Genomic DNA, 22,153 nt, shown 5'->3' on the forward strand with positions numbered 1-22,153 from the left:
GAAACAAGGCCTGATTTCTCAGCAAATGTCACTACAGCGAAAACGTCTCATTCTCCTTGCGGTCATGTCGACTGCGCTTGGCGTTGCTATCGTGAGTCAGGCCGTATTGCTGGCCGAAGCGGTGCAACGGATTTTCGTGGAGAAGGCTTCCATTTCATCCGTTACCATATTGCTCGGCATACTGCTGTCTATTATGGCTATGCGCACGTTGTTGTCGTATGGAAACGGAAAAATCGGGTTACGGATGGCCGCTACTGCCAAGACGAATATGCGAGCAGCCGTGCTACAGAACTTGACCCATGCTTCGATGCCTTCGACCCTTCGCGGGCAGACGGGTGGAAAGGTGAGTGTTGCGCTGGATGCAGTAGATGAGTCTGACAGTTATTTCAGTCAGTACATGCCACGCATGATGGAAGCAGCAATCATTCCGATTTTGATTTTATTCGTTACGTTTATTCAACACCCCAATTCAGGCTGGATTATGCTGTTCACTGCTCCGTTTATCCCGCTGTTCATGATTCTGGTGGGGCTAAGAACAAAAAAAAAATCCGAAGAAAAATATGCGCAATTGGCTAAGTTCTCCGGTACCTTTCTGGATTCTCTTCAAGGACTGGTTAGTTTGAAAATATTTGGCCGGGCTCATCGTCAACAGCAGGCCATCGAGCGCAGCAGCCTAGGTTATCGGGATGCTACCATGGATATTTTAAAAATTGCTTTTACCAATACGTTCATGCTGGAATCGATGGTTATGCTAAGTATCGGCGTTGTCGCTCTCGAACTGGCCATTCAGTTACTTGTGTTCAAAGCACTGTCGTTTCAAACCGCTTTTCTAGTATTGTTACTTGTTCCGGAGTTCTATAGCTTGCTGAAGAATACGGGTACGGCTTTTCATAGCGGGAGAACAAGCATGGGTGCGGTTCGAAAAGTGGAGCAGACGTTTGCTGAATCGGGCGATGGACGAAATACTCAGACAGAGAAAGAAACCGGGACATTTCGAAGCAGTAACCAGGCTCTAATAGCCCAGTCGCAAAAGTACGGGGCGCCCCATGAAAAGCCGCTCCCCGTGCCGCCAACTATCGAACTGGATCATGTTCGTTTTCAGTATGGGGCCGATTCATTCGAACTTCAAACGGAACGGATCTCGATCCGGCCGGGCGAACATATCGCCATTGTTGGACAGAGTGGTTCAGGCAAAACGACCTTGCTACATCTTATTGCCGGTTTGCTGAAACCGGCATCGGGCACGATTTTCGTGAACGGAAGCTCGCTCATGTCATACGATGAGTCTGCCTGGTTTGGATATGTGAGCTATATTACGCAGCATCCTTATATATTTGCAGGAACTTTCGCCGAAAATATCGCCATTGGCACTGGTCGAGATGTTTCCAGGGCCGAAATCGAGCAAGCAGCGGAAAATGCAGGGCTTACTGCGGTTGTCGCCCAATTGGAACAGGGGTTTGATACCTGTGTAGGTGAAGGAGGTAGGGGGCTGTCCGGTGGGGAAAAGCAACGGCTTGCCTTGGCACGGGCTTTTCTGAAGCAATCCGCCATTATTTTGTTTGACGAACCTACCGTGGGACTTGATTTGCACACCGAGCGTGTGTTGCAGAGCTCTATCACCACATTGGCAAAAACGGCTACGATGATAACGGTGGCTCACCGATTATATACGATTCAGCATGCTGACACTATTTTGTTTATGGAGCATGGTTCGTTAGCAGATTTCGGATCTCATGCCGAACTACTTGAACGATTGCCGCAATATGCCGAGATGATCGATGTTCAACGAAAAGGGGGATTAGCATGAGCGAGCTGACTATTTTATCAAAAAGTATGATTGAGGAGCGAAAAGACATTCTTCTTTCCATTCTAGGAGGATTTGTTGCCGGCATAGCGGGTGTGGCTCTTTTTTCCGCAAGTGGATACATGATTTCTCAAACGGTTTTTGCGCCGCCGCTTTATACATTAATTGTGCTTACTTCGCTAGTCAAACTACTAGGTTTCCTTCGAGCGGCGAGTCGTTACGGTGAGCGCTTGTATTCTCATCGGGCGACATTCTCCATGCTAAGCCGTTTGCGTACATCGTTCTTCGCCAAGTTGATCCCGTTAACACCTGGTGTGCTGAATAAAAATCGGAGCGGGGATCTGCTTGCACGAATAGTTGGCGATGTCGAAAGTCTGCAAAATTACTTTTTGCGTGTCGCTTATCCGCCGGTGATTGTGGTCATGGTTTTTTTGGCTACGATGCTGTTTACTGCTTCATTTTCAATCTGGATTGCGTGCTTGTTCCTACTTGGGATGCTGGCAACCGCACTGATTGTGCCAGGGGTAGTCATGTTAGGGCAGCGAAAAACACAGGGGCGCGTCCGTGAACAAAGGGCACAACTGTCAATGGAAGTCACCGAGGTGTTATACGGATACCGGGATTTGAAAGTATACGGACAGATGGCTCAACGCGAACAGAAGCTCCAGCATGTCTCTGCAGCATTAGCTAATGAGCAGCTACGTGCAGCTGGGCACTTATTGCGTGGTCAATCCATGCATGCTTTTGTTACGTTTCTGGTTTCATGGGGAGTACTGGCACTTGGCGCCTATTTGATTATGGAAGGAGTGCTTGGCGGCGTATTTTTGGCCATGCTGGTGATGGCCTCCTTAACGGTATTTGAAGAAGCGGCGGCCATGGCTACATTACCAGCGTATAAACAGGATAGCGAGCATGCAGCCAAGCGCCTAACAGAAACGGTGCTTGATTCTGCCTCGCCGCCAGCACAACAACCAAGCGGAACGGTATCCACAGATCATACCGTTTCGATTGAACTATCCGACGTTACGTTTCAATATGAGGGGGAATGGAGGCCGGCGCTCAAAGATTTATCACTACACTTTCCTGCGGGTTCCAAAACAGCGATTGTCGGAGCGAGCGGGTCGGGAAAGTCAACTCTAATTGATTTGATGCTAAAACTTCGTACACCACTGGCTGGAGATGTCCGCTTTAACGGCGTTTCGGTGAACGAATTGGATGAGACGAGCATTTGGGAAATGGCAAATGTTGTATTGCAACATAATCATTTTTTCCGGGGAACGATTCGGGATAATTTGCTTCTCGATGATAGTCGAGAACATGCCGACGATCAATTGTTGGACGTGCTTGCCAAAGTTCAATTGCCCAAGATGTCGTTAACGGATGTAGTGTACGAAAAAGGGGAGAACTTATCTGACGGCGAGAAGCAGCGCATCGCTCTGGCTCGGGTAATGCTCCGTCAAGGAAGAGTGTGGCTATTGGATGAACCAACGTCCTCCCTGGATTATGTGACAGAACAACGGGTGATGACACATCTATACGAACAGGCAGCAGGAGATACGCTAGTGCTGATCTGTCATCGGCTTACCGGACTGGAACGAATGGACTGGATTGTAGTCGTAGAGCAAGGAAGGATCGTAGAAACGGGTTCGTATGCGGAATTGATGGAGCGGCAAGGCTATTTTTATGAAATGAAACAGATCGAATTGCAAATGGTAGGAGGAGGTGGAGAGAGATGATCCATGACCATAAAAGAATTTTGCTGGTAGACGACGAAACCCGAATCCGTGGTTTACTCAAGAAATATTTAGAGAAAGAGAACTTCATCGTAGAAGAGGCAGATAGTGGGGGAGAAGCCATCCGGAATTGTTATGCCAATGGTGGAAATTATGATCTCATGGTGTTGGATTGGTTGCTTCCCGACATGAGCGGCATAGAAATCTGCGAATATATAAAATACTACCATCATGGCCTTCCAATCGTCATGTTATCTGGGCGTTCGGAAGAAAGAGATCGACTCGAAGGCTTTAGGGCAGGAGCTGACGATTACGTGGTCAAACCGTTCAGCCCAAGAGAAGTCGTACTGCGAATCCGAAGCATTCTGGCTCGGGTGCAGGGAACGTCCTTTTTTGAATTCAACAATCCCCCAGGCAGCGAAATTCTGATTTCTGAGCTTATAATCCAGCCTTCCGCTCGACGTGTTCTGGTGCAGCGCAACGAAGTTCATCTAACGCCCAAAGAATACGATCTGCTCTATTTTCTGGTCACGCATCAAGAGACCGCCTTTTCAAGGGAGGAATTGCTTAAGGAAGTGTGGAAGTCGTCCCACCAAAAGATTTATGATCATCGCACGGTGGATACCCATATCAAGCGATTGCGGGAGAAGCTATTTTTTCATTCTCCTAAAGGGGACGAGTTCATTCGGACAGTATGGGGATACGGCTACAAGGTCTGCAATACGGATCGGGAAGTTCTCATTGATAGAAATATGAATGATAGTTTGTAAAGGCTGTTACTAAGCAAGTAGTTAAAGCTGGAGCGAAGAAGGTTGCCGAAAAAAGCTGTTGTGATGTCGCGGGACAAAAACATTATTCCATTCAAAGTCGCTATTATAGCGGCTTTTTTGTTTTAAGGAACAAAGTTCTTGTACCAATCTGAGGACAAGAACTTTTGTGTCATATAAAGCTACGGCAATAGGAACAAGTTTGTATATATACTACTTATAGGCTCTGGAATATGAGGGTCGGTTTTTCGTGCTTATATACATATGTACAAAATCCTAACTTTGTGTAAAAGTATAAGCAGAAAGTTCTTGTCGCTTGGGACAAGAACTTGTACCGATCGATAAAATAAAAAAGCCGCTAAAATAGCGACTTCAATGGGACCATGTTCTTGTCCCATGACACTTATAGATTATTTGAATCTATTTTATGCTTTCCACTAGCACTAATTATATATCCGTTTCCAGTTTCGGAAGTATCATTATTTGTAAATATAAAGTAATTCAATATGTTACTTTCATGATCATAAAGTCCAGCTCCGAAACGATCTGATACACTACTAATCCTATTGCCGGAAATAATAACATGTTTCCCTCCCTCTACCTGCAGACTATCACAATTGTAGTTACCGTTAACATTTCCTTCTAACGTATTCCCCTGAATAATCACGTCGTCACCACGGGAAAGTATCCCCATTTTACGTTGATCACCTATACGGTTATTTGAAATAGTTATAGATTTAGCTCCAGGTTCAATTTGTATCCCGATGCGGGTGTCACCATTAGTATCACCAGCACCAAGCCAAGAATTAGTTAGTGTAAACCGTTCAGAACTCCCACCAATAAAGACTTGTTGATGCAGTGCGTTCTCAATTATGCAATTTGTAACGTAACGAGCAAATCCAGTCCCCTCACTTACGATCCCATATTGGTAAGCACCACCATTAATTATTGAAGTTTGATCTATTGTTATAGCATTCGATTTTCCGGACATAACTATCCCCCGATTCCCTGGTTCGATAAATACCTTGGAAACCTTGTAATCAGCACCTGAATAAAAAATTATACCAGCATCAGGAAATGTGCCCTGAAGTAACCTTGAATTTGTAATACTAGTGAATTGGTTTGGAATTCCATCTTCACCTTTGGGGCCAACCGAAATTCCGCATCCCGAATTGTATATCGTTACTTCATCTACGTCAGTATACCTTGCTCTATCTATCCAAATACCACATGAATCAAATTCTGGGATTTCACTTCTATCGATTACAAGGTTCTTTATTTTATTGTGCATTGTCTGATTCATATCAGTAGAGTGTCCAACCTTTATAACAGTACCATTTTCTTTGTCTAAGAAAATTACTGAGCCGTGTCCACTCCCCACAAGTTGAATATTACAACCGGTAATATTAATTGTAGAACTTACCTTGTATCTACCGATTGGAAAGAAAACTATTCCTCCATTATTTTTCTGCGCTACTTCCAGTGCTGCTTGAATTTTGTCCGTATCATCAGAAACACCATCGCCAATTGCACCGAATTTTTTCACATCATACTCATATTGCATTATTTCACCTATCCTTTTTTTAATCTGAGAAATAAGCACTAATAATTAATAAATCAGCCAGGTTTTCTTTTCCAAAAGTTTGAACAAGAACTGCCCGCTGCTTCAAATCCTTCATACCCTTGTTCTTCTTTATTGTTATTTGTAAGTTTCCCTTTCCTTATTCGATCTATTCAACTGACACAGCTCACAATATTGAACGGCCACAACCGTCTCGAACGAGCCAGTCACGTTTCAGGAGAGCTCAAAATGCTGAAGCTGAGCTTCCATATAAGTTACTTACATAGTGATTATTCAGACGAAAGTAACTAACTGTAATGTTTGTTTAAGGTTATTATTATGTGACGACTAGTGTTTATGAGCACAGGGAACCTAACAACCCTTGACTAAATTTTCCTTTACGATGTTTGTTTTCAAATTAAGTTTTGTATCATTACAGAGAACATTTTATCCGTTACACAAGCAAAACTATGCTAATGATAGCTTATCGTAGCCCTGGGAGCGGGATAAGAACACATAAAAAAGCCGCTATAGTAGCGACTTCAATGGGACCATCTTCTTGTCCCTCGACAGTATAATCCGGCCAGAAGCCCAATGCCGAGTTATTCGGTACTGGGCCTCTCTATTATTATTAAACACAACTAAAGCTTACAGGCGTGTTTAATTTAACCTGTGATTTGTTCTTTATTTTTACTAGACACCTTATCGGCAAGTATAATTAGAACATTCATGTCAACAGCATTAATGATTTCGTTTTGTAGACTGGCATAGTCACTTTTTAACTTCTTATTCTGATCATTGGCCTCTTCAAGACGTTCGGCCAATTCGACAGTCATCTGCCTTAACACGGTTATATTGTTACCCAGTTGATCCATAACCTCATTAAAGGTAATTATAAAATCGTGATTCAATTGAGTTGGGGCTTCAATGGAACGAACGATATTCTCTTCTACGGATACCTTCTCTTTGCCTTTTGCAACTTTCTTTTTGGAGGTAACTGCAGGATCCGTATGCGTGTTATTAATCGATACGATATTGCCATCACTTTTATTTTGGCTTCGGGTTCTTTTTGCTTCCTCAATATCTTTTTCGTACTGTTTACGCAAAGAACTATTCCAACGGAATCCACACGCTGCTTTCGATCTATTTAACTTTTCGCTAGCTTCCTCAAAAGCTTTTAACTGGGTGCTTCCCGTTTCGATATGTTATAGTACGGTTTGGGCTAAAAGCAGATCTGCTTCAACGTCCCAGCTATCTTTACGTGTCTCCATTAAGAACACTCCCTCATTTTGATATATTGTTAATTCTATTTATATCCTAATTCATACTAAGATATTCCTAGAGCTTAAATTAAGCTATCGAATTAGTAGGTTACTGTACAATAATGATTAATCCAAAAGGACTCTAATATCAATTAGTCGTGTTTCCTAACGAAAGTAGTAAATAAGCGGTAACAGGTAAGCCTCTGAGTATTTTCTTTTCTGTAAACGTTGAGAAATAGAAAATAGAAGGGGGTAATCTTGCTCTTCTTACTCTTAACGTTCAAGTTTATAAAAATGTAAAAAAGCCCTTTCTGACGAAAGAGCCTCTAATACCAAGAACCTAAGTTATTTATATAAATACTTTTCATCACCATTTTGCATTCCAAAGTAACGTAGTCGGTAACCCTCCTGGAAACGAGCCGCCAACTTGTCAATGAACAAGTCATCTTCAAACTGAATGTGCCCCGTCAAATAGAGTGTAATTAAGTACTCTTCGAACGGAAGATTTCCTAAATACATTTCCTCTTCCTCTATCTTTCCTCGAAGCACATCGATTTCAAGAACCAACATGTGAGAAAAACCTTGCAGCGTTGAATTAATGATCCAAGCAAATTCTAAAGGTTCGTGTATCTCCTCGTCGTTGTTGAGCTTTAAAATTTTCTGGATACCTCTCTCATCTTTGAAAACATATGCAGCAAGAGCTTGATCAAAGCCTGCTTCAGGATCAAACCTTAAACTAGAAAAGATATTGAGATCTACTTGTTCAGCATAATAGGCTTCAGTTAGCCGGTTATGAATTTGTTCTAATGTAAAAGGATTGGGTATCTCTAAGGTCAGGTATTTTTCGTATAATCGCTGTATATCAATCATTTATTATCTCCTCATTAATGGATAAGAGGGCAAGTTTATTGAAGCGTTAATCTATTCTGACCATCCAGTATAATTCGTACGAAATAGATTCTTATCCTTGTAATCCCGTTCGATTCGCATCATTTACCTAAAAAGAATGATGTACTTCATTCTATATTGAATTTATGCGAGTGAAAGGAAACCGACGACACGTCTAGTACATAATCCACCACATTTATGTTTTTTGCATTCACACTTTTGGGCTACTGACCATAACCTAACTAAGAATGAGAGTGAATGTTGAAGGGAATCGTTGGATAAGGAGACAAATTGATGAACGACTAATAAAGGTATTGATTCAGTACATGTTGGTTTTCGACTAAAACATCGGAAATGAGGTATTGATATGCATTATTTTCCTTATTGTTATAACTGCTATTTGAATAATTTAGCTTTGCAAACTATGCACAGACAGCTTCCTATTCCAGGATTGTTTCCTACCGGTCAGCCACCGATGGTTCCGGGTCAGTTTCCCGGTTATTATCCGACTCCTGTGACCCCAATGTACCCTGGATCTACTTCAGGGCAAATGCCTCAGCAATCTGCTGGTCAAGGAGCTGCACCAACCACACAACCTCCTTCATACATTCCTCAAAAGCCACCGCAAGCTTATGCCATTGATGCACCGAGTATGTTTGGTTGTATCTACAAGTGGACATATGTTTGGCTGAGTAATGGGAATCAAATGTGGTTCTTTCCTACCTTTATTGGACCAACATCCGTTGCAGGATACGTATGGCCACCAGGATCACCTTTTCCATCTTATTTTGGAATAGATGCAAAACAAATTGATGCATTTCATTGTTAATATTAATCTAATGGTAATCTAATTTTTCTTATAGATAAATAATTTACACAAATAAGTCTGCCTCAATAAGGTAGACTTATTTGATTTCGTTGTTTTTGGTCAGGTAATGCTAACTAATTACTATTAGTTTAGATACAGCCGATACCATTTACTCGAATTTTTTCAACGTAGAGTCGAATGCCTTATATACCTTCTGTGCTAGTGCAACGCGTTCCGGTATTCACCCCATGCCTAGTGTAAAGCGACAGGTAGATTTCAATCCACGAAATCCAAAGTCTTGTCCCAGAATTGAAATCAAATCTAAGCTAGTAAAACCAAACATCCGATATAATAAAAAAGGTTGAGGAGATGCTCTCATGTTCAATACAATAAAAAGCTGGTTTAAAATTCAAAATAATGAAACCACTAAAAAAATGTCAACATCTAAGAATATTTCTTCTAATCGAACTACCGCAAATAAATCTAGAATTGATCCCTCCAGAATTGGTGATCTAGGGGAGCATAAAATAAACATTCAGCTGGATCAGCTACCCAAGGATACGAAATACATAAACGATATTATGATCATTAACCCCAAATCAAGAACAGGGTACTCTCAGATAGATCATGTTGTTATTTCCCCTTTCGGTTTATTTGTTATAGAAACCAAGAATTACAATGGTGAAATCAAAGGTTCCCGCAAAGATAAGTATTGGCGTGTGAATAATAGATTTAATATGTATAACCCTTTGAAGCAAAACTATGGACATATCAAAGCTCTTGAACATGTTTTAGTGGGATATCCAGATCTCTTGTTCGTTTCAATAGTTTCTTTTACAATGCGTTGCCGCTTTAGCATCGATCCAGAACTCCGTAAAATTGAATCGAATGAATTGATCGTTTATGATACTGAACTTTCTGAGTTCATATACCGCAAGATTATTCGAGTCAAAACGATTACTGAAAATGCAATTTTAAATAATGTGGAGGTTCAACAGATATATGAATCCCTTCTCAGTGCGAACATTACAGATGTGAGTAAACGAGCAGAACATATAAATAAGATGAAGAAAAACAGTTAACCTTGTAGTTTTCTGTATCCATGATTCGAATATATAGAGAGAAGCCCCCTAAATAAAAGCATCTATCCTGTTTGGAGTCTGAATGGATCAAATTTAGCATAGGAATAAAGTATAGATTTAGCCATACTGAAGTTAGCTCAGCTAATTAAATTGTTGCATGAACTCTGTAAAGTCTGAGGCGATATAAATACCCTGTGGATCGGCAGAACGTATCGTTTCTACATAAATAATACTAGGATGAGGCAAGTTGCTGAAATTAAAGCAAAACAGGTTACCCTCCTCATCTATAGCAAAAGGAAAATGATTAAGAGGAAGACTGTTCTTTTGCTCATTATATACATCTAATATATCAAGATCATCAAATGCGATGAAGGTTAAGAAGGATGAGAACATAACTTTCTTTCCATTGATATTCAACGTCCGTTGCACAGGCTCTGCACCGTGATATTTTTGAATAAAGTTAATGTATTCTGAAGGAAACTGTATACCCCATTTTTTTTCTACTAACCTTACTGCACGCATATCAACAGAAGAATACTCCGTGCTCCAGGTATTATTATCGACCATATGCTCTACTCCCTACTTATGATTTAAATTCATTGAATCTATTTAACCCACTTGATATCATCATCTGACCAGTATGTGCTCCAATCGGAGTCATCCACTTGACTAACCTGAATAATTTCTCCCGTATCATTTCTTCTAACAACATAACCACTATCTTTGTGATAATATACTGTAACTGGTGCATTATTCTGTCCTTTTCTTTGATCAACCCAGTCTACAGTCCCTGCCGGTTCATATATAGCTTCACTCAGTCGTTGATCATTCCAACCACGTTCAGTAATTTGATCTGCAATACTTTTGCCACCTCTTTTTGTAGGCTCTTGGCTATAGTGAAAGGGAGGTCCAGAATAACTAGCCATTGGAGAATTCCAACTTTTCTACCGTCGTATACTCCGAATGAGAGCAGCGGCATACTTATGTACAGGCTCCATTGTTGGTAGTTGAAAGTGACTAAAGGGTTCTTTTTTTATTGTCCATCCTTAGGAAATATGTAGTGCTACCCATACATTTTTGGTAAACTATCTTTGCAACTTACATACACATTAAAGGAGTAATCACAGTATGAAAAAGAAATTAGTGTTTACATTGATAGCCGCGATTTTGGTTGCTAACGTATCGACAATAGTAGCTGTACCTAAAGCTGAAGCAAAAAAAGTGTATTACAAGAACTGTACTGCTGTGAGGAAGGCTGGGAAAGCACCTCTTTATAAAGGTGATCCAGGATACCGCAAAGCCCTAGATAGAGATGGAGATGGAATAGCTTGTGAAAAAAAATAAACATAATAAGATTCTAAGCGTCTTAATTTGCTTCCCTGTGATGTCTACTGTAATTGCTGTTCCTTCCCTTCAGCCTAAAGTAGAAGCTGCTGCTAAAAAGGAAAGTACTGTAGCAGAAAAGGTGGCGTATTATAAGAAACAAATCAAGAAACTTAGAATTCTAATCGCTGCATTAAAAGATAAAAGAGAAACAATGGCCTATGCCTCAAAAAGTTACATAGCAAGTCTTAAGCAGGAAAAGAAATACGTTGACCAAATCATATATTATTCTGAGAAAATTCTTGAACTGTCTAAATAATCTAAAAGCACTCCGTTAGATTGGGGTGCTTTTATCTTTCCACATGTTCGATTAGTGGTTAGGAGAGACGAAATTTCATCCTCTATGGATCAGCGTTTACCAAGTTGGTTAGTGCTGAGGATTCTGATATAGCGGATCACCATGTTAGGATTTTTCCACTTCACCATTTAGGGGAATTAGAAAGTAGTTGACGCCACGTCAACCTATTCAAGGCGTGCCACCAAGTGAAACGTTTGTAGATGGATAGGATTGTCCCTGTTGGAGTCTTGGGAGTTGGACGATAAAATTGGTCAGGGAAAATAAAAAGACAGCCTTATACGGCTGTCTAGGCTGCCTCATCACATGCGCCTTCTTGATAGAGTTTTACAGAAACCAACTGATCAAAATTACCCCATTCAAAACCATAATTCATCTCTATTTTTATTTTCTTTTGAAGGGTACTCACCGAAGTGACGAACCCGTGTACATACCGGTTCCCCAATTCGTTCAAGACCTCAATGATTGCTAGTAAAGTATGGTTCAGCGACATCTCTAAATTTTGAGCAATAATTTCCCACTCACCTTCATGAATCAGCGATTTCACATGTGCATGAAGTGGTTTGCGATGCTGGATAATTCGTTCTTTGTGTTGGGGGAGCATCATGCGACTAGATTCCCATATTCCATTGGCCTCCAGTTTTTTTCTCAATTGTAATGCTCCCAATTTTAATGCTCTATCTATTGCTTGGCCAGCAGCCGTAATGGAGCCTGCTCGTAAAATAGCAATGTCAATGGGACCATGTTCTTGTCACTCGACATGGGGGATGAGCCCCTTATATTCTATAAAGCTATTTCAATTGCATTAGGATGATTCTTCTTTAATCCATCAACAATCGCTTTAATTTCTTCAATTGTTCTACCAGTAAATCCTCCTCCGAAGTCCTCGTGCTCTAAGCTAGCTTGTTTATATTCATTAACTTTCGATTCTTCTCCCCATATAATCTTTTCTTCGCCGGTCTCACTAATAGTGATACTCCATACTGAGCACATTAGTCTACTCTCCCTTCAACAATTAAAACACCCGCATGCAACTTCAGCCTCAAAATAACAAAGGAATGATATTACTTGTTACATCAGTTCACTGATATTTTAGGGATACAGTTGAAGATTACTTAGATCTTTTAAGATTAATTAGTAAAATTTCAATGGGAGTTCGCAGTTGTGGAATAACAAAGATCTTCAGGAAGTCTACGGTAACAGTTCCCACCATCTGAAATTGTTGTTTATTCAATCTGTCACTGTTCTGTCTCTCCAGTATTTCTGAACATTTTTCCTGTCCCTAATACGATTTCCTACCCTAACAATTTTTTGACGAACAAAATCTCTATCGATTCCAATTTCTCCCAGAAGATAATATTCAATCATGATCTTTAAATAGAAACAGGCAAGTTCTAACTCTTCTCCAGTAAGGGCTTTCTTTGAAAGCTTATGATCGTAATGGGTATGATAGTTTCTCGTATTTTTGACATCGGTCGAAAATTTTTCTGCCTCTTCCTTGTTATCGAAGAACACCCAATAATCAGGGCCATCGTGTGTCAATTCGATTAATCTATCTTTTAAGGTTGGCTCGTTCCCATAATAGAGTACCTGTTTTAACCAGGGTCTGTATTCTTCTGGAGCAGATTCAACAATCAACTTGTTTCTCTCTCTGTGCTCTTCTTCCGGAATTACAAAATTTTGTCTGGTCCTCCTATGGAACGCTTCGAGTGCCTGAACCAATGTTAAGAAGTGACGTACAATAGACATTTCAGAATAATTTAAAGAGGTCAGATATAAGTCAATGACTGGCTGAAGTAATATTGATTTTTCCAACCAAACTTTTATAATTTCACCGAAATTCTCTTTTATATCTTGCAAATTAAGTAGAGTATCTCTTGGGTCAACACCATTATATTGTTCATCTGTAAAGTTTCCATTATAAACTCTTATTTTATAATAATGTCTTTGCTCACTTTCACCTATATTTTGATAATGATTTGGGTTAAATCCAGATATTTCTGTAAAATTAACAGCCCTACCTATCCCCAAGCTAACCAAACCCATGAACGACTTTATTAAGTCAATACTTTTCTCTATAGGTTGTGGGGAATTATGTTTAATAGAAACATATACCCTCTGTGTTACTTTTACTTCTTTTTCAACGAGTAGTGCCATAGGTGATACTAATCCTGTGTTAATAGAAAGCGTTGTATCTGTATCAACTTTGAAAATTACTGAATCAGGATGTTTATGAATTAAAGAAAAATCACAATCCTCAACCGTATATAGATCAAACCCTTTAACATACGCCCACTCATCCAAGTTGGTGAATCTAAAGTTCACTTCGTGGAATAGCAATTCCCCCTTTTTATTGGCTTTAATTCCTTCATAAACATATTTCACATCGATGAGAGACTCGTATTTTCTGTTTGCCCCCACTCTGATCTTTTCCTGGGCAACATAGCAATCATATAAAGTTACTTCAGACCCTTGGATGGTCCTACCACTAATAATCTCAATATTTCTCATCAACCCAATTGGCTCTAATGAATATAAAATTAATTTTAAAATACCCTTTGAGGGATCAAGGTATAAGATTCCTTCCACATTGTCCCCAGTATTATCAGGAATACTCCAAATCCCTGCAACTTCAATTCTACTCATCATATAACCCCCTATTTTCAAGAATTCACCTTATATTCGATGACAATTCTTTATGCAAAATAACTTTGTGCAAGTGTTACTTCTCGTTTATGGTTTTTCCATAAGCCGACAGCATTTACTTTAAAGTGTGTTTTAAATCCTGCACATAGGTTCAATGTGAAAGGGTCTCCCCGTTACTTGAAAATATACAATTCACTAGGATGTGACTCAGAATACAACTCTTAATTTATATATTTCCTTTTCCAAACTTATTCTAACTACTTTCTTTTAATAAGTTCACTTATATCGACAGTAGGATCCAATGTTTTATTTCTTTCTATGGCTCCTTTCTCTATGCTTTTTCTATTGTTAATAAATTGTCGACATACTCAGTCCGTAACAAAGCAATTATTTGATAAAGTAGCCGTCAAAAATTCCTAAACCTGACATATCGGTCCCGTTTGCCGTTGAAACCTTAAACTGCAAACTAACAGCTTTTTCAAGATCAAGCTTTATTTCAACCGGTATATCTCCAGCTTTAAATTCCTGAGCGTACGCTTTTTTTCCATCTACAGTCACTGTTAATGTGACGGGAGTTAAAGAATTCTTGTACCGTTCTAGTAGCCCCACTTCTGCAACAAAACTCTTATATTCCCCATTCAAATTGTAATTGTTGTAAATCCAGTTATCTGTATTAGCTGCAAATACGTATGTATGATAGTTAGCGTGCTCATTTCCATTGTTATCTTTAATACTCTCCCCTCCGTATTCAACGGAATGGCTGTTGTAATAAGATCCTGATTGAGTCTCAATTGGTTTGATGTCTTTACCAGGATACGACACAATCTCGTCTCTATTTTCACCTATGAGAACCGTTTTGTTTTTTGCATCCCATTTCACAGGTTGTCCTAGGGCACCACTCATAAACGCTAAAGGTACAAAAGTACTCCCCTTATATAAAAAAGGCTGCAAGTCTCCTTCTGGCATTTTTGATATTTGATTTACCTTAATATCGTTTACGTTATAAAACACCTCGATCATCTTGCCCCCTGCAGCAAAAGCGGTTGCACCAGTAACTAAAGATCCGATCCCCACACCAATAAGTAAACCTTTCAATTTGTCATTCATGTGCTTCCTCCTGTACTATGTAATGTTTAGCAATATTAATCCGTCAAAACACAAGGATGTGTTAAAATAGTCCATCTGTATCAACATAGAAAGGAAATGAAGCTGGTATGCTGCGTGATTCAAAGTAAAAATGGATGTTTTTTGTTCCTTCTGTAATACCTATCTTTATATTACCGGTGACTTCACTTTTGCTATCAATGGGATTATCTAAAAATTTTTTTGTAGTAAGGTTCCAGTTATCATTTATTGGTGTGAAGGTAAATGACTGACCTGTAGTGTATACCTTTCTACCCTTAACGTTATCATCAGCTCTAACTTGAGAAAGATCTATTCTAATACTCTGATCACGATTATTTTTCAGTGTAACGTTTAGTTGAACGCTATTATCAATTTTAGTAAGAGAATTTAGAGTGATTGTTACATTGTCACGTGTATAAGACAAAGGAAGTTTTTCGAACTTGTCAATTTGTATAGTACTTCCAGAAGAAACGGAAAAACCTACTTCTTGACCTAACTCCTTTAAAGGAGCATATAAACGACCATTAATATTAACCATAGGATTCTCTAGTACCGTTTCGGAACCATTAATTTTCATTTTACTATCCTTCACAGGAACAGCTTTTAAATAATTATCTGCTGCGTAAGATACTCCTGAGAAAAATATAGCACCACATAGAAACGAGATTACAATCTTTGAGTTTTGTCTTTTCAAAATGAATCCCCCCCACCTAACATTTTCCATAATTATATCAATACGAATAAAGTAGGTCTATATATTTATAATTTAAACGCTGTAATAGTCATAAAGGACTATTATGTGAGATTGGACTGCTAAATAAATTATCCTGCTTGCATACAAGAAGAAGACATAATTTTTCTAAGTATCCTGCAACGTGTTTTAAATATAATGTACTAGCTCTATGTTCATATTCATTTGGGTAAATCAGTTATATTCACGTGCATATGTTCCGTAAGCATTAAGGTTATATCCACTTTAACTTTGCTCCATAAGAGTGTCATTTTATGAATATATCCTCTTACAGAGTAATCTACAGTTAAACTGATATTGGATCTTGATTCATCTATAATTTTTATGTGATGGCTCTTTAGACTTCGTTTTGCTACATACATCTCTAATGCAATTTTCTTTTGGATATTATCTAGGTAATTGACATACACCGAATTCATCTTAAACTCAGAAGCTAAGAGTTTATTCTTATCTACTTCTAAAGCACTTAGCAAATAAGGTAGTTCTACAACCCTCTTCACCAGTGCAAGTTCCTCAGAAGACTGCTTCACCGTAGTCGCCTCCTTCTTCCAGTTGAACAGAAACCAACTGATCAAAGTCAACCCATTCAAAACCATTTTCCAATTCAATTTTGAATTTATACCGACTCACTGAAGTTACTATACCGTAAACGTGGCGGTTCCCCGACTCATTAAACACCTCAAAAATTGCATGCAAAGTATAGCTTAGCGACATTCCTATATTTTGAGTAATGATCTCCCACTCATCTTCATGGATGAGAGGTTTAGATTGAACTTGAATTTGTGTACGATGCTCAATAATTCGTTCTTTATGTTGTGGCAGCATCATCCGGCTTGACTCCCATAATCCATTGGCTTCAAGTTTTTTGCTCATTTGTAATGCCCTCCGATTTTAGATGCTCGATCAATTGCTTGACCGGCAGCTGTAATGGAGCTTGCTCGTAAAATAGCAATGTCCCCAAATCGATCTTTGATGTCATCCATCACTTGATCAATTGCCCGTTTCTGTTCTTGATCACCGAATAGAGTTAATTGATAAGTATCTGCGTCCGATAGTTGAGAAAGAGATACACCTACACGGCGCACAGGTTGCCCATCCCAATGTTGATGAAATATCCGCTTAGCTATCTTGCACACTTCAACCGTTATATTGGTAGGTTCGTGTAATTTAACTTGCCTGTGAAAGCCAGTTGGGCGGTCAAAATCCGCTCCAGATACACTAATAGACACTACACTCCCCATCAGTCCTTTTTTACGGGCTCTTCTGCATACTTCTGTACATATGTCCTGAATGACCACTTCAATCTCCCAGGCGTCTGCGTAGTCTCTAGGTAAGGTCATTCCGTTCCCAATGTCCTTCTGCATGTTATGGCTGGTCACGGATACTGGGGAATTATCCAAACCATTGGCTACTCTCCAGATGACCTCTCCGTTCACTCCCCATTTACTTCTCAGTTTCGAAAGAGGCGCATTTGCCAGGTCTTTGATAGTGTGGATCCCCATCTTCCAAAGATGTTTTTCCATCCTGGAGCCAATTCCCCACATATCACGGATTGGTTTATCTCCAATGTGTAGGTGTAATTCCTCTTTTTTTAAGTGGAACACTCCACCTTCAACTTTTTTAGCTATCATATCGCAGCATAATTTACTAATAATTTTGTTTTCACCTATGCCGGCTCTGGCATAAACGCCAGTCTCATTATAAATTTTGGCTTGAATTTGTTTGGCTAAATCGAGTGGATCATTACCGAATAAATGTAGGGAACCCGTAAAATCAGCGAAAAGTTCGTCTATACTGTACGGTTCGACCAAGTCCGTGAACTCTTCAATAATAGTCATGATTTGCGTGGATACCTCGATGTATTCTTGCATATGTGGTCTGACAATAATAAGATCGGGACATTTCTGCAATGCTTGCCACAGTGGTTCTGCAGTCGAAACACCCTTGGCTTTTGCTAATGGACATGTAGCAAGTATGATACCCGAACGTCTTGCTGGATCACCTGCGACAGCTAATGGTCTGTTCTTATATTGTGGCATTTTTGCCTTTTCGACTGAAGCGTAAAACGACTGCATATCAATAAGCATTATGGTTCGTTGCTTAGCCACCTGAATTCACCCCTACATTTTAGAACGTATGTTTGTATATATTATAAACCGAACAGACGTTCTTTATGCAAGAGGTAAATTTTTATATAGGTTTTACCTTGAAGGGGAAATGAACGCTGGAATTAAACAAATTAAAAAAACCACTTCGGGAGAAGTGGTTTTTTTAATTCCTATAGTTGATCCTATTTCTTAGGAGGTCGTCCAAGCGTGATTCTATAAATAAGTCAGCACTGTTAAGTACCCATTCCATGACCATTCATCTATTATCCCTGCCCTTCATTAAGTTAATTTTATCTGGCCCGTTTCAGGGTTATGCATAGTGTATCACTTCAAAACATAAGTTTTCTCTATTATACACGGATCACACTTCTAACATTATTATAAGTAGAATCTAATAGCGTAAAAAATCTATCCCAGGATTTTTATACTACGTGGGATGCTTTCTTGCCGGAGTAATAAAACCCTTTTTCTCAAGTCGATCTAAATAACTGTATGCAGTGGAGGATGAGGCCAGACCCATCATATCACCGAGCTCCCGCGTTGTTGGAGGATATCCGTGATCTTGAAAGTAAACTTTGATGGCTTGCAAGGCTTCCTCTTCTCTGGTAGTAAGCTGATTCATTCTTTGATCCCCCTTAAGTAATGCACACAATTACTAAGAACGTATGTTTGTATTATAAACGATATCCATTTCTTATATCAATAACCATAACAATGAACAAGCCTGTTATTCCTGTCTACAATATTTCTAGCAGTTGTAGATATTAATATGGATCGTAGAGCATTATGTTCTTAAAAAAGAATATTGTCTGAAGAAAGGAATTTTTTTTATTGTTAACGACTTAATATTTAACATCAAAGTAGCTTTTTTAGCTGAGAGACACGGCCTTGACTAATGCCCAGTTTTTCTGCAATTTGTTGTTGTGAAAGAAATGGCTGCTGCTCGGTAATTTCTTTTAATATTAATAGTTTACGGGCAGTTTTAGTATTGAATTTTGGATACTGTGCCTTAGCTCTCTCTTCGTCTACTGTCTTTTCTTCGTTAGTATCGTTAGTATTAGGAACAGAAAGCTCCTCAGGTGCAGGAGAGTCTTCTTGCTGAGGGGGGAACTGTTGAGGAATGTCAGTTGGATTCTTTAATTCAAGTGCACAAGCTTGGCATATAAATTGCTCTTTGAAATACATTTCTGTACCTGGATCACCACAAAACACACACATTGTTGACTTGTATCTTCTGAGTATCAACTCTTTACCTTCAATGAAGAACTCGAGTGGATCACCAATATGAATATCCATAGTGTCCCTCATTTCTTTGGGAAGAACAATACGTCCAAGTCGGTCTAATGCTCTCTTCATTCCAGTTCGTTTCATCAGAGGTTACCCCCACAATATTAGATTTATTTTTATTGTAAGAAAGATTATTCAGTATTACAACAATTTCACTATTAAAAAGGGATATTCCAGAGGTATGATTTAAAGATAAGTTTGTATACAAAACTCCTGCTCCCCTTAATAATCATAGTATTTTATTAAAGGAAGGGGTCACGATCATTTGCGTAGAAGTTGGCGACGGAGCATAATCTGAATACATAATCCTGTTACAATGGGATTACTTGTCTGAACATGTTTTGGCGATCAAGAAAGCAATGTACAAATGAAAAAGTTGCTTAACTTAATGAAAAAAACGCCTATAAGAATAGGCGTTTTAGTATAATTAAGGATTATAGTACATCTTCTCAGGGAGTTCATCCCAAATAGTTAAGTAATGAATTCCAGAACTGTGGAACCCTTTGGATTAATGATATATTCAGCTTTTTTCATTGTACAGAAGTAGTTGTGCAGAATCCTTCAAACTTGGGAGAACGAAGTTTTCCGTTCTTAGTGTAACATTGAAATTTAATTTTGCAGCTTATTAACGGCTCAAAATAACGCCAGCCTTTACTTTCGCCCCGAATGAGCTGCTTGGATATCTGATGAAAAGCACGTACTTCTTCGTGGCCAGGTGGAAATTCCAATACACCAACATACTTACCGTTTACTGATAGACCCCAACCAAACCTCCCTTGGATCCGCATAGATTCTATCTGACAGGTAATGTATTGATACGCTTTTACCTTAACCACGTGACGTTCTGAACGCCCATCTAAAATCATTGGAGCATCCCCATTATACTGACAGATACCCTCAAGACCGAGTTCTTTAGCCTTCTGAAACAGTTTGTGCCCACTATCATATATAGGAGTTACTGATAATGTCTCTGAATGTTTTACAACCGATTCTAAGACTTCTCTACGCTCCTCAAAGGTTTTCTTTATTATCGGTTCACCATTCAGGTATAAAATGTCCCACAGAGGAAAATGAGCCCTTATCGTGATCATAATTCGTTTTACCCCTGACTCAGTTTTGGTATTAAATCTTGCCATAGCATCATCCCACCAGTATTTCGGTGGCTGGTCCTTGGGCTGGGTTAAATCAAATGCTATGCACTCTCCATCCAGGATCGCTGATTTTACGGGAAGCTGTATATCTAACAATTCCGGAAACCTTGATGTAATTTCCGTACCGTGTCTTGAAAACGCACGAACTTTGCCATCATCATAGTGAATCAGAATTCGAAAGCCATCCCATTTCAAACTATTATTCTTCCAGCTTTTTATTTGATTAGGCTGCAACGGATACAGCAACATAGGTTTAATTGATTGATTCAACATATTTGCTACACCTCTCCATAATGAACATATCATGATGAGCATTTCAGAGGTATATGAGATCACTGGTATAACTGAGAATTATGTACATATTTCATTAGGTACACTTTTATGTAGATACACTGTACGATATCTCTAATCCTTTTTGTTTAACGCCCAGAAACAGCTACTCCCCCCGAACTTATAATTCTAGTGATTTATGTATTTTTCTAAAATCTATTTACTGCTTTTTTTCTTTTCAATGACTAGGTACAACTCAATTGCTCTTGTGATCAGTACCAATAGTGCTGCAAGTAGAGTGATAAATTCTATATTTAAGCCTCCTTCCAGGGGGGAAGTACGTCTCTAATCTCATTTTAATTCAGGGGGTTCAGAAACGTAAAGGTTCGATCCAATATATTTCTGAAGTAAACAAACGCTGGCCTCCACCAAGGGACCAGCGTTTACAAGCATTACATAAAGGTTATTTTCCCGATAAAAAACATCATGGTTACTGTGGCAAGCGTTATCACTATAAATCCTTGTTCCACCAAGTGGCCTTTAAATGTCCCGGTGCTCATTAACCTTAGTCTGATCCGGAATTGAAACGGGGGCAGCGGGCGTATTCCGCGGTTTGTGATGGAGTCTGCTATTAAGTGAAGTAAGTAGGATAGCGACCCAACGATCCAAATTTTGTCTCCATAGCCGAATGTAGCGAAATATAGTATGGCAGTCCATCCCAAAAGACCATACGCGCTATGAGTGATACCCCGATGTGGAGCAAGAGCACAAACAATTAATGTAGCACCTATGACATAAAACCAGATCCCATTTTCAGATGGCGCAGCCCAAAACAGAAGTCCACCGATGACAATGATCAGGATGTTCCTTAGAGAACGTATAGGCAGGACAGAAACTAGCAATGTAGCACCGACAATGATGTTGTTCCACAGAGCTTCCATAGGCTGCAGGAGGAAGATAAGAGCCGCGATAAGAAGACCAGTAATTTGAATACCCTGTATAAAATGCTTAGGGAGCGTTTTGGATAGTAGTAGCGAGTTGGGTTCATCAATATCTGGGAGTAGCGAACTAACTACGGCTATAGCCATCATTGGGAGAGACAGAGCCACATCAAAGATTGAAACCGCGGAGAGTGATAAACCTGTACTTATAATTAAATGGGATCTTCCCATCATAGATGACCCACTCCTTCGGTGATTATGTAATCTATATGAAAAAAGTAAGTAAGCTCA

General features: G+C 39.4%; 23 protein-coding genes and 1 pseudogene. 7 read left to right on the forward strand and 17 right to left on the reverse strand.

Translation table 11 applies throughout. The annotated features are described in order from the left end of the window. The first annotated feature begins 25 nt into the window (after positions 1 to 25). Genes cydD through QP794_RS23675 form a run of 3 tightly spaced genes read left to right on the forward strand, consistent with a single transcriptional unit; the run spans position 26 to position 4,307 of the window. Positions 26 to 1,807: a thiol reductant ABC exporter subunit CydD gene (gene cydD / locus QP794_RS23665; protein ID WP_285079372.1), complete on the forward strand. Its 1,782-nt coding sequence runs from the start codon at positions 26 to 28 to the stop codon at positions 1,805 to 1,807. Beyond that, positions 1,804 to 3,540, forward strand: a complete 1,737-nt coding sequence (gene cydC / locus QP794_RS23670) for a thiol reductant ABC exporter subunit CydC (protein WP_285079190.1) — start codon at positions 1,804 to 1,806, stop codon at positions 3,538 to 3,540. Before cydD ends, cydC begins: the two co-directional genes overlap by 4 nt. Further along, entirely contained in the window at positions 3,537 to 4,307 is a 771-nt protein-coding gene (locus QP794_RS23675) for a response regulator transcription factor (RefSeq protein WP_285079191.1), read from the forward strand. Before cydC ends, QP794_RS23675 begins: the two co-directional genes overlap by 4 nt. Before the next feature lie 400 nt (positions 4,308 to 4,707). On the opposite strand, the gene QP794_RS23680 is transcribed toward QP794_RS23675, so the two are convergent. The 3 genes from QP794_RS23680 to QP794_RS23690 all read right to left on the reverse strand — a co-directional run bounded on the left by QP794_RS23680 (position 4,708) and on the right by QP794_RS23690 (position 7,997). Continuing rightward, entirely contained in the window at positions 4,708 to 5,868 is a 1,161-nt protein-coding gene (locus QP794_RS23680) for a glycosyl hydrolase family 28-related protein (protein WP_285079192.1), read from the reverse strand. 662 nt (positions 5,869 to 6,530) lie between these two features. Continuing rightward, positions 6,531 to 6,971 carry a hypothetical protein gene (locus QP794_RS23685; RefSeq protein WP_285079193.1) on the reverse strand — a complete coding sequence of 147 codons (441 nt, stop codon included), beginning with the start codon at positions 6,969 to 6,971 and terminating at the stop codon, positions 6,531 to 6,533. A gap of 501 nt (positions 6,972 to 7,472) precedes the next feature. Next, a complete protein-coding gene (locus QP794_RS23690) occupies positions 7,473 to 7,997 on the reverse strand; it encodes a pyruvate kinase (RefSeq protein ID WP_285079194.1) in 525 nt (174 codons plus the stop codon). Between the two features lie 385 nt (positions 7,998 to 8,382). Here QP794_RS23690 and QP794_RS23695 point away from each other — a divergent pair, with 385 nt between their 5' ends. Together QP794_RS23695 and QP794_RS23700 are read left to right on the forward strand one after the other, a co-directional pair. After that, a complete protein-coding gene (locus QP794_RS23695; RefSeq protein ID WP_285079196.1) occupies positions 8,383 to 8,844 on the forward strand; it encodes a hypothetical protein in 462 nt (153 codons plus the stop codon). A gap of 356 nt (positions 8,845 to 9,200) precedes the next feature. Next, positions 9,201 to 9,905 (forward strand): nuclease-related domain-containing protein, encoded by a 705-nt coding sequence (locus tag QP794_RS23700; RefSeq protein ID WP_285079197.1) that lies wholly within the window; start codon positions 9,201 to 9,203, stop codon positions 9,903 to 9,905. A 141-nt stretch (positions 9,906 to 10,046) separates the two neighbouring features. Here QP794_RS23700 and QP794_RS23705 read toward each other — a convergent pair whose 3' ends face one another. Beyond that, a complete protein-coding gene (locus QP794_RS23705) occupies positions 10,047 to 10,472 on the reverse strand; it encodes an SMI1/KNR4 family protein (protein ID WP_285079198.1) in 426 nt (141 codons plus the stop codon). A gap of 38 nt (positions 10,473 to 10,510) precedes the next feature. Next, positions 10,511 to 10,831, reverse strand: a complete 321-nt coding sequence (locus QP794_RS23710) for a colicin E5-related ribonuclease (RefSeq protein WP_285079199.1) — start codon at positions 10,829 to 10,831, stop codon at positions 10,511 to 10,513. A 298-nt stretch (positions 10,832 to 11,129) separates the two neighbouring features. On the opposite strand from QP794_RS23710, the pseudogene QP794_RS23715 reads away from it, so the two are divergent. Continuing rightward, positions 11,130 to 11,249: pseudogene (locus QP794_RS23715) on the forward strand (excalibur calcium-binding domain-containing protein); the annotation flags it as partial. Further along, on the forward strand, positions 11,236 to 11,547 hold the full coding sequence (locus QP794_RS23720; RefSeq protein ID WP_285079200.1) for a hypothetical protein: 312 nt from the start codon (positions 11,236 to 11,238) through the stop codon (positions 11,545 to 11,547). The pseudogene QP794_RS23715 and the gene QP794_RS23720, both read left to right, overlap by 14 nt. Positions 11,548 to 11,872: 325 nt before the next feature. On the opposite strand, the gene QP794_RS23725 is transcribed toward QP794_RS23720, so the two are convergent. From QP794_RS23725 to QP794_RS23780, 12 genes are all read right to left on the reverse strand, one after another. Beyond that, a complete protein-coding gene (locus tag QP794_RS23725; protein WP_285079201.1) occupies positions 11,873 to 12,235 on the reverse strand; it encodes a YolD-like family protein in 363 nt (120 codons plus the stop codon). A 131-nt stretch (positions 12,236 to 12,366) separates the two neighbouring features. Further along, a complete protein-coding gene (locus tag QP794_RS23730; protein ID WP_285079202.1) occupies positions 12,367 to 12,576 on the reverse strand; it encodes a hypothetical protein in 210 nt (69 codons plus the stop codon). Between the two features lie 237 nt (positions 12,577 to 12,813). Further along, positions 12,814 to 14,232, reverse strand: coding sequence for an ApeA N-terminal domain 1-containing protein (locus QP794_RS23735; protein WP_285079203.1), 1,419 nt, complete (start codon positions 14,230 to 14,232; stop codon positions 12,814 to 12,816). A 384-nt stretch (positions 14,233 to 14,616) separates the two neighbouring features. Beyond that, the gene (locus QP794_RS23740; protein WP_285079204.1) at positions 14,617 to 15,336 is read right to left on the reverse strand and encodes a stalk domain-containing protein; all 720 of its coding nucleotides are present in this window, start codon (positions 15,334 to 15,336) and stop codon (positions 14,617 to 14,619) included. Between the two features lie 61 nt (positions 15,337 to 15,397). Continuing rightward, entirely contained in the window at positions 15,398 to 16,048 is a 651-nt protein-coding gene (locus QP794_RS23745) for a hypothetical protein (protein ID WP_285079205.1), read from the reverse strand. Positions 16,049 to 16,266: 218 nt separating this feature from the next. Then, positions 16,267 to 16,635: a YhjD family protein gene (locus tag QP794_RS23750; protein ID WP_285079206.1), complete on the reverse strand. Its 369-nt coding sequence runs from the start codon at positions 16,633 to 16,635 to the stop codon at positions 16,267 to 16,269. Then, complete coding sequence (locus QP794_RS23755) at positions 16,619 to 16,978, reverse strand: YolD-like family protein (protein ID WP_285079207.1); 360 nt, start codon at positions 16,976 to 16,978, stop codon at positions 16,619 to 16,621. Before QP794_RS23755 ends, QP794_RS23750 begins: the two co-directional genes overlap by 17 nt. Next, a complete protein-coding gene (locus QP794_RS23760) occupies positions 16,975 to 18,192 on the reverse strand; it encodes a DNA polymerase IV (RefSeq protein WP_483311950.1) in 1,218 nt (405 codons plus the stop codon). The genes QP794_RS23755 and QP794_RS23760 overlap by 4 nt, the downstream gene beginning before the upstream one ends. Positions 18,193 to 18,640: 448 nt before the next feature. Beyond that, positions 18,641 to 18,835 carry a LexA family protein gene (locus QP794_RS23765; RefSeq protein WP_285079209.1) on the reverse strand — a complete coding sequence of 65 codons (195 nt, stop codon included), beginning with the start codon at positions 18,833 to 18,835 and terminating at the stop codon, positions 18,641 to 18,643. 233 nt (positions 18,836 to 19,068) lie between these two features. Further along, positions 19,069 to 19,584 carry an AbrB/MazE/SpoVT family DNA-binding domain-containing protein gene (locus QP794_RS23770; RefSeq protein WP_285079210.1) on the reverse strand — a complete coding sequence of 172 codons (516 nt, stop codon included), beginning with the start codon at positions 19,582 to 19,584 and terminating at the stop codon, positions 19,069 to 19,071. A gap of 446 nt (positions 19,585 to 20,030) precedes the next feature. Then, the gene (locus QP794_RS23775) at positions 20,031 to 20,924 is read right to left on the reverse strand and encodes an ATP-dependent DNA ligase (protein ID WP_285079211.1); all 894 of its coding nucleotides are present in this window, start codon (positions 20,922 to 20,924) and stop codon (positions 20,031 to 20,033) included. A gap of 449 nt (positions 20,925 to 21,373) precedes the next feature. Continuing rightward, positions 21,374 to 22,096: a metal-dependent hydrolase gene (locus QP794_RS23780; RefSeq protein WP_285079212.1), complete on the reverse strand. Its 723-nt coding sequence runs from the start codon at positions 22,094 to 22,096 to the stop codon at positions 21,374 to 21,376. Positions 22,097 to 22,153: the final 57 nt, after the last annotated feature.

Source organism: Paenibacillus sp. UMB7766-LJ446 (assembly GCF_030226665.1).
Classification (GTDB): Bacteria; Bacillota; Bacilli; order Paenibacillales; family Paenibacillaceae; genus Paenibacillus; species Paenibacillus vandeheii.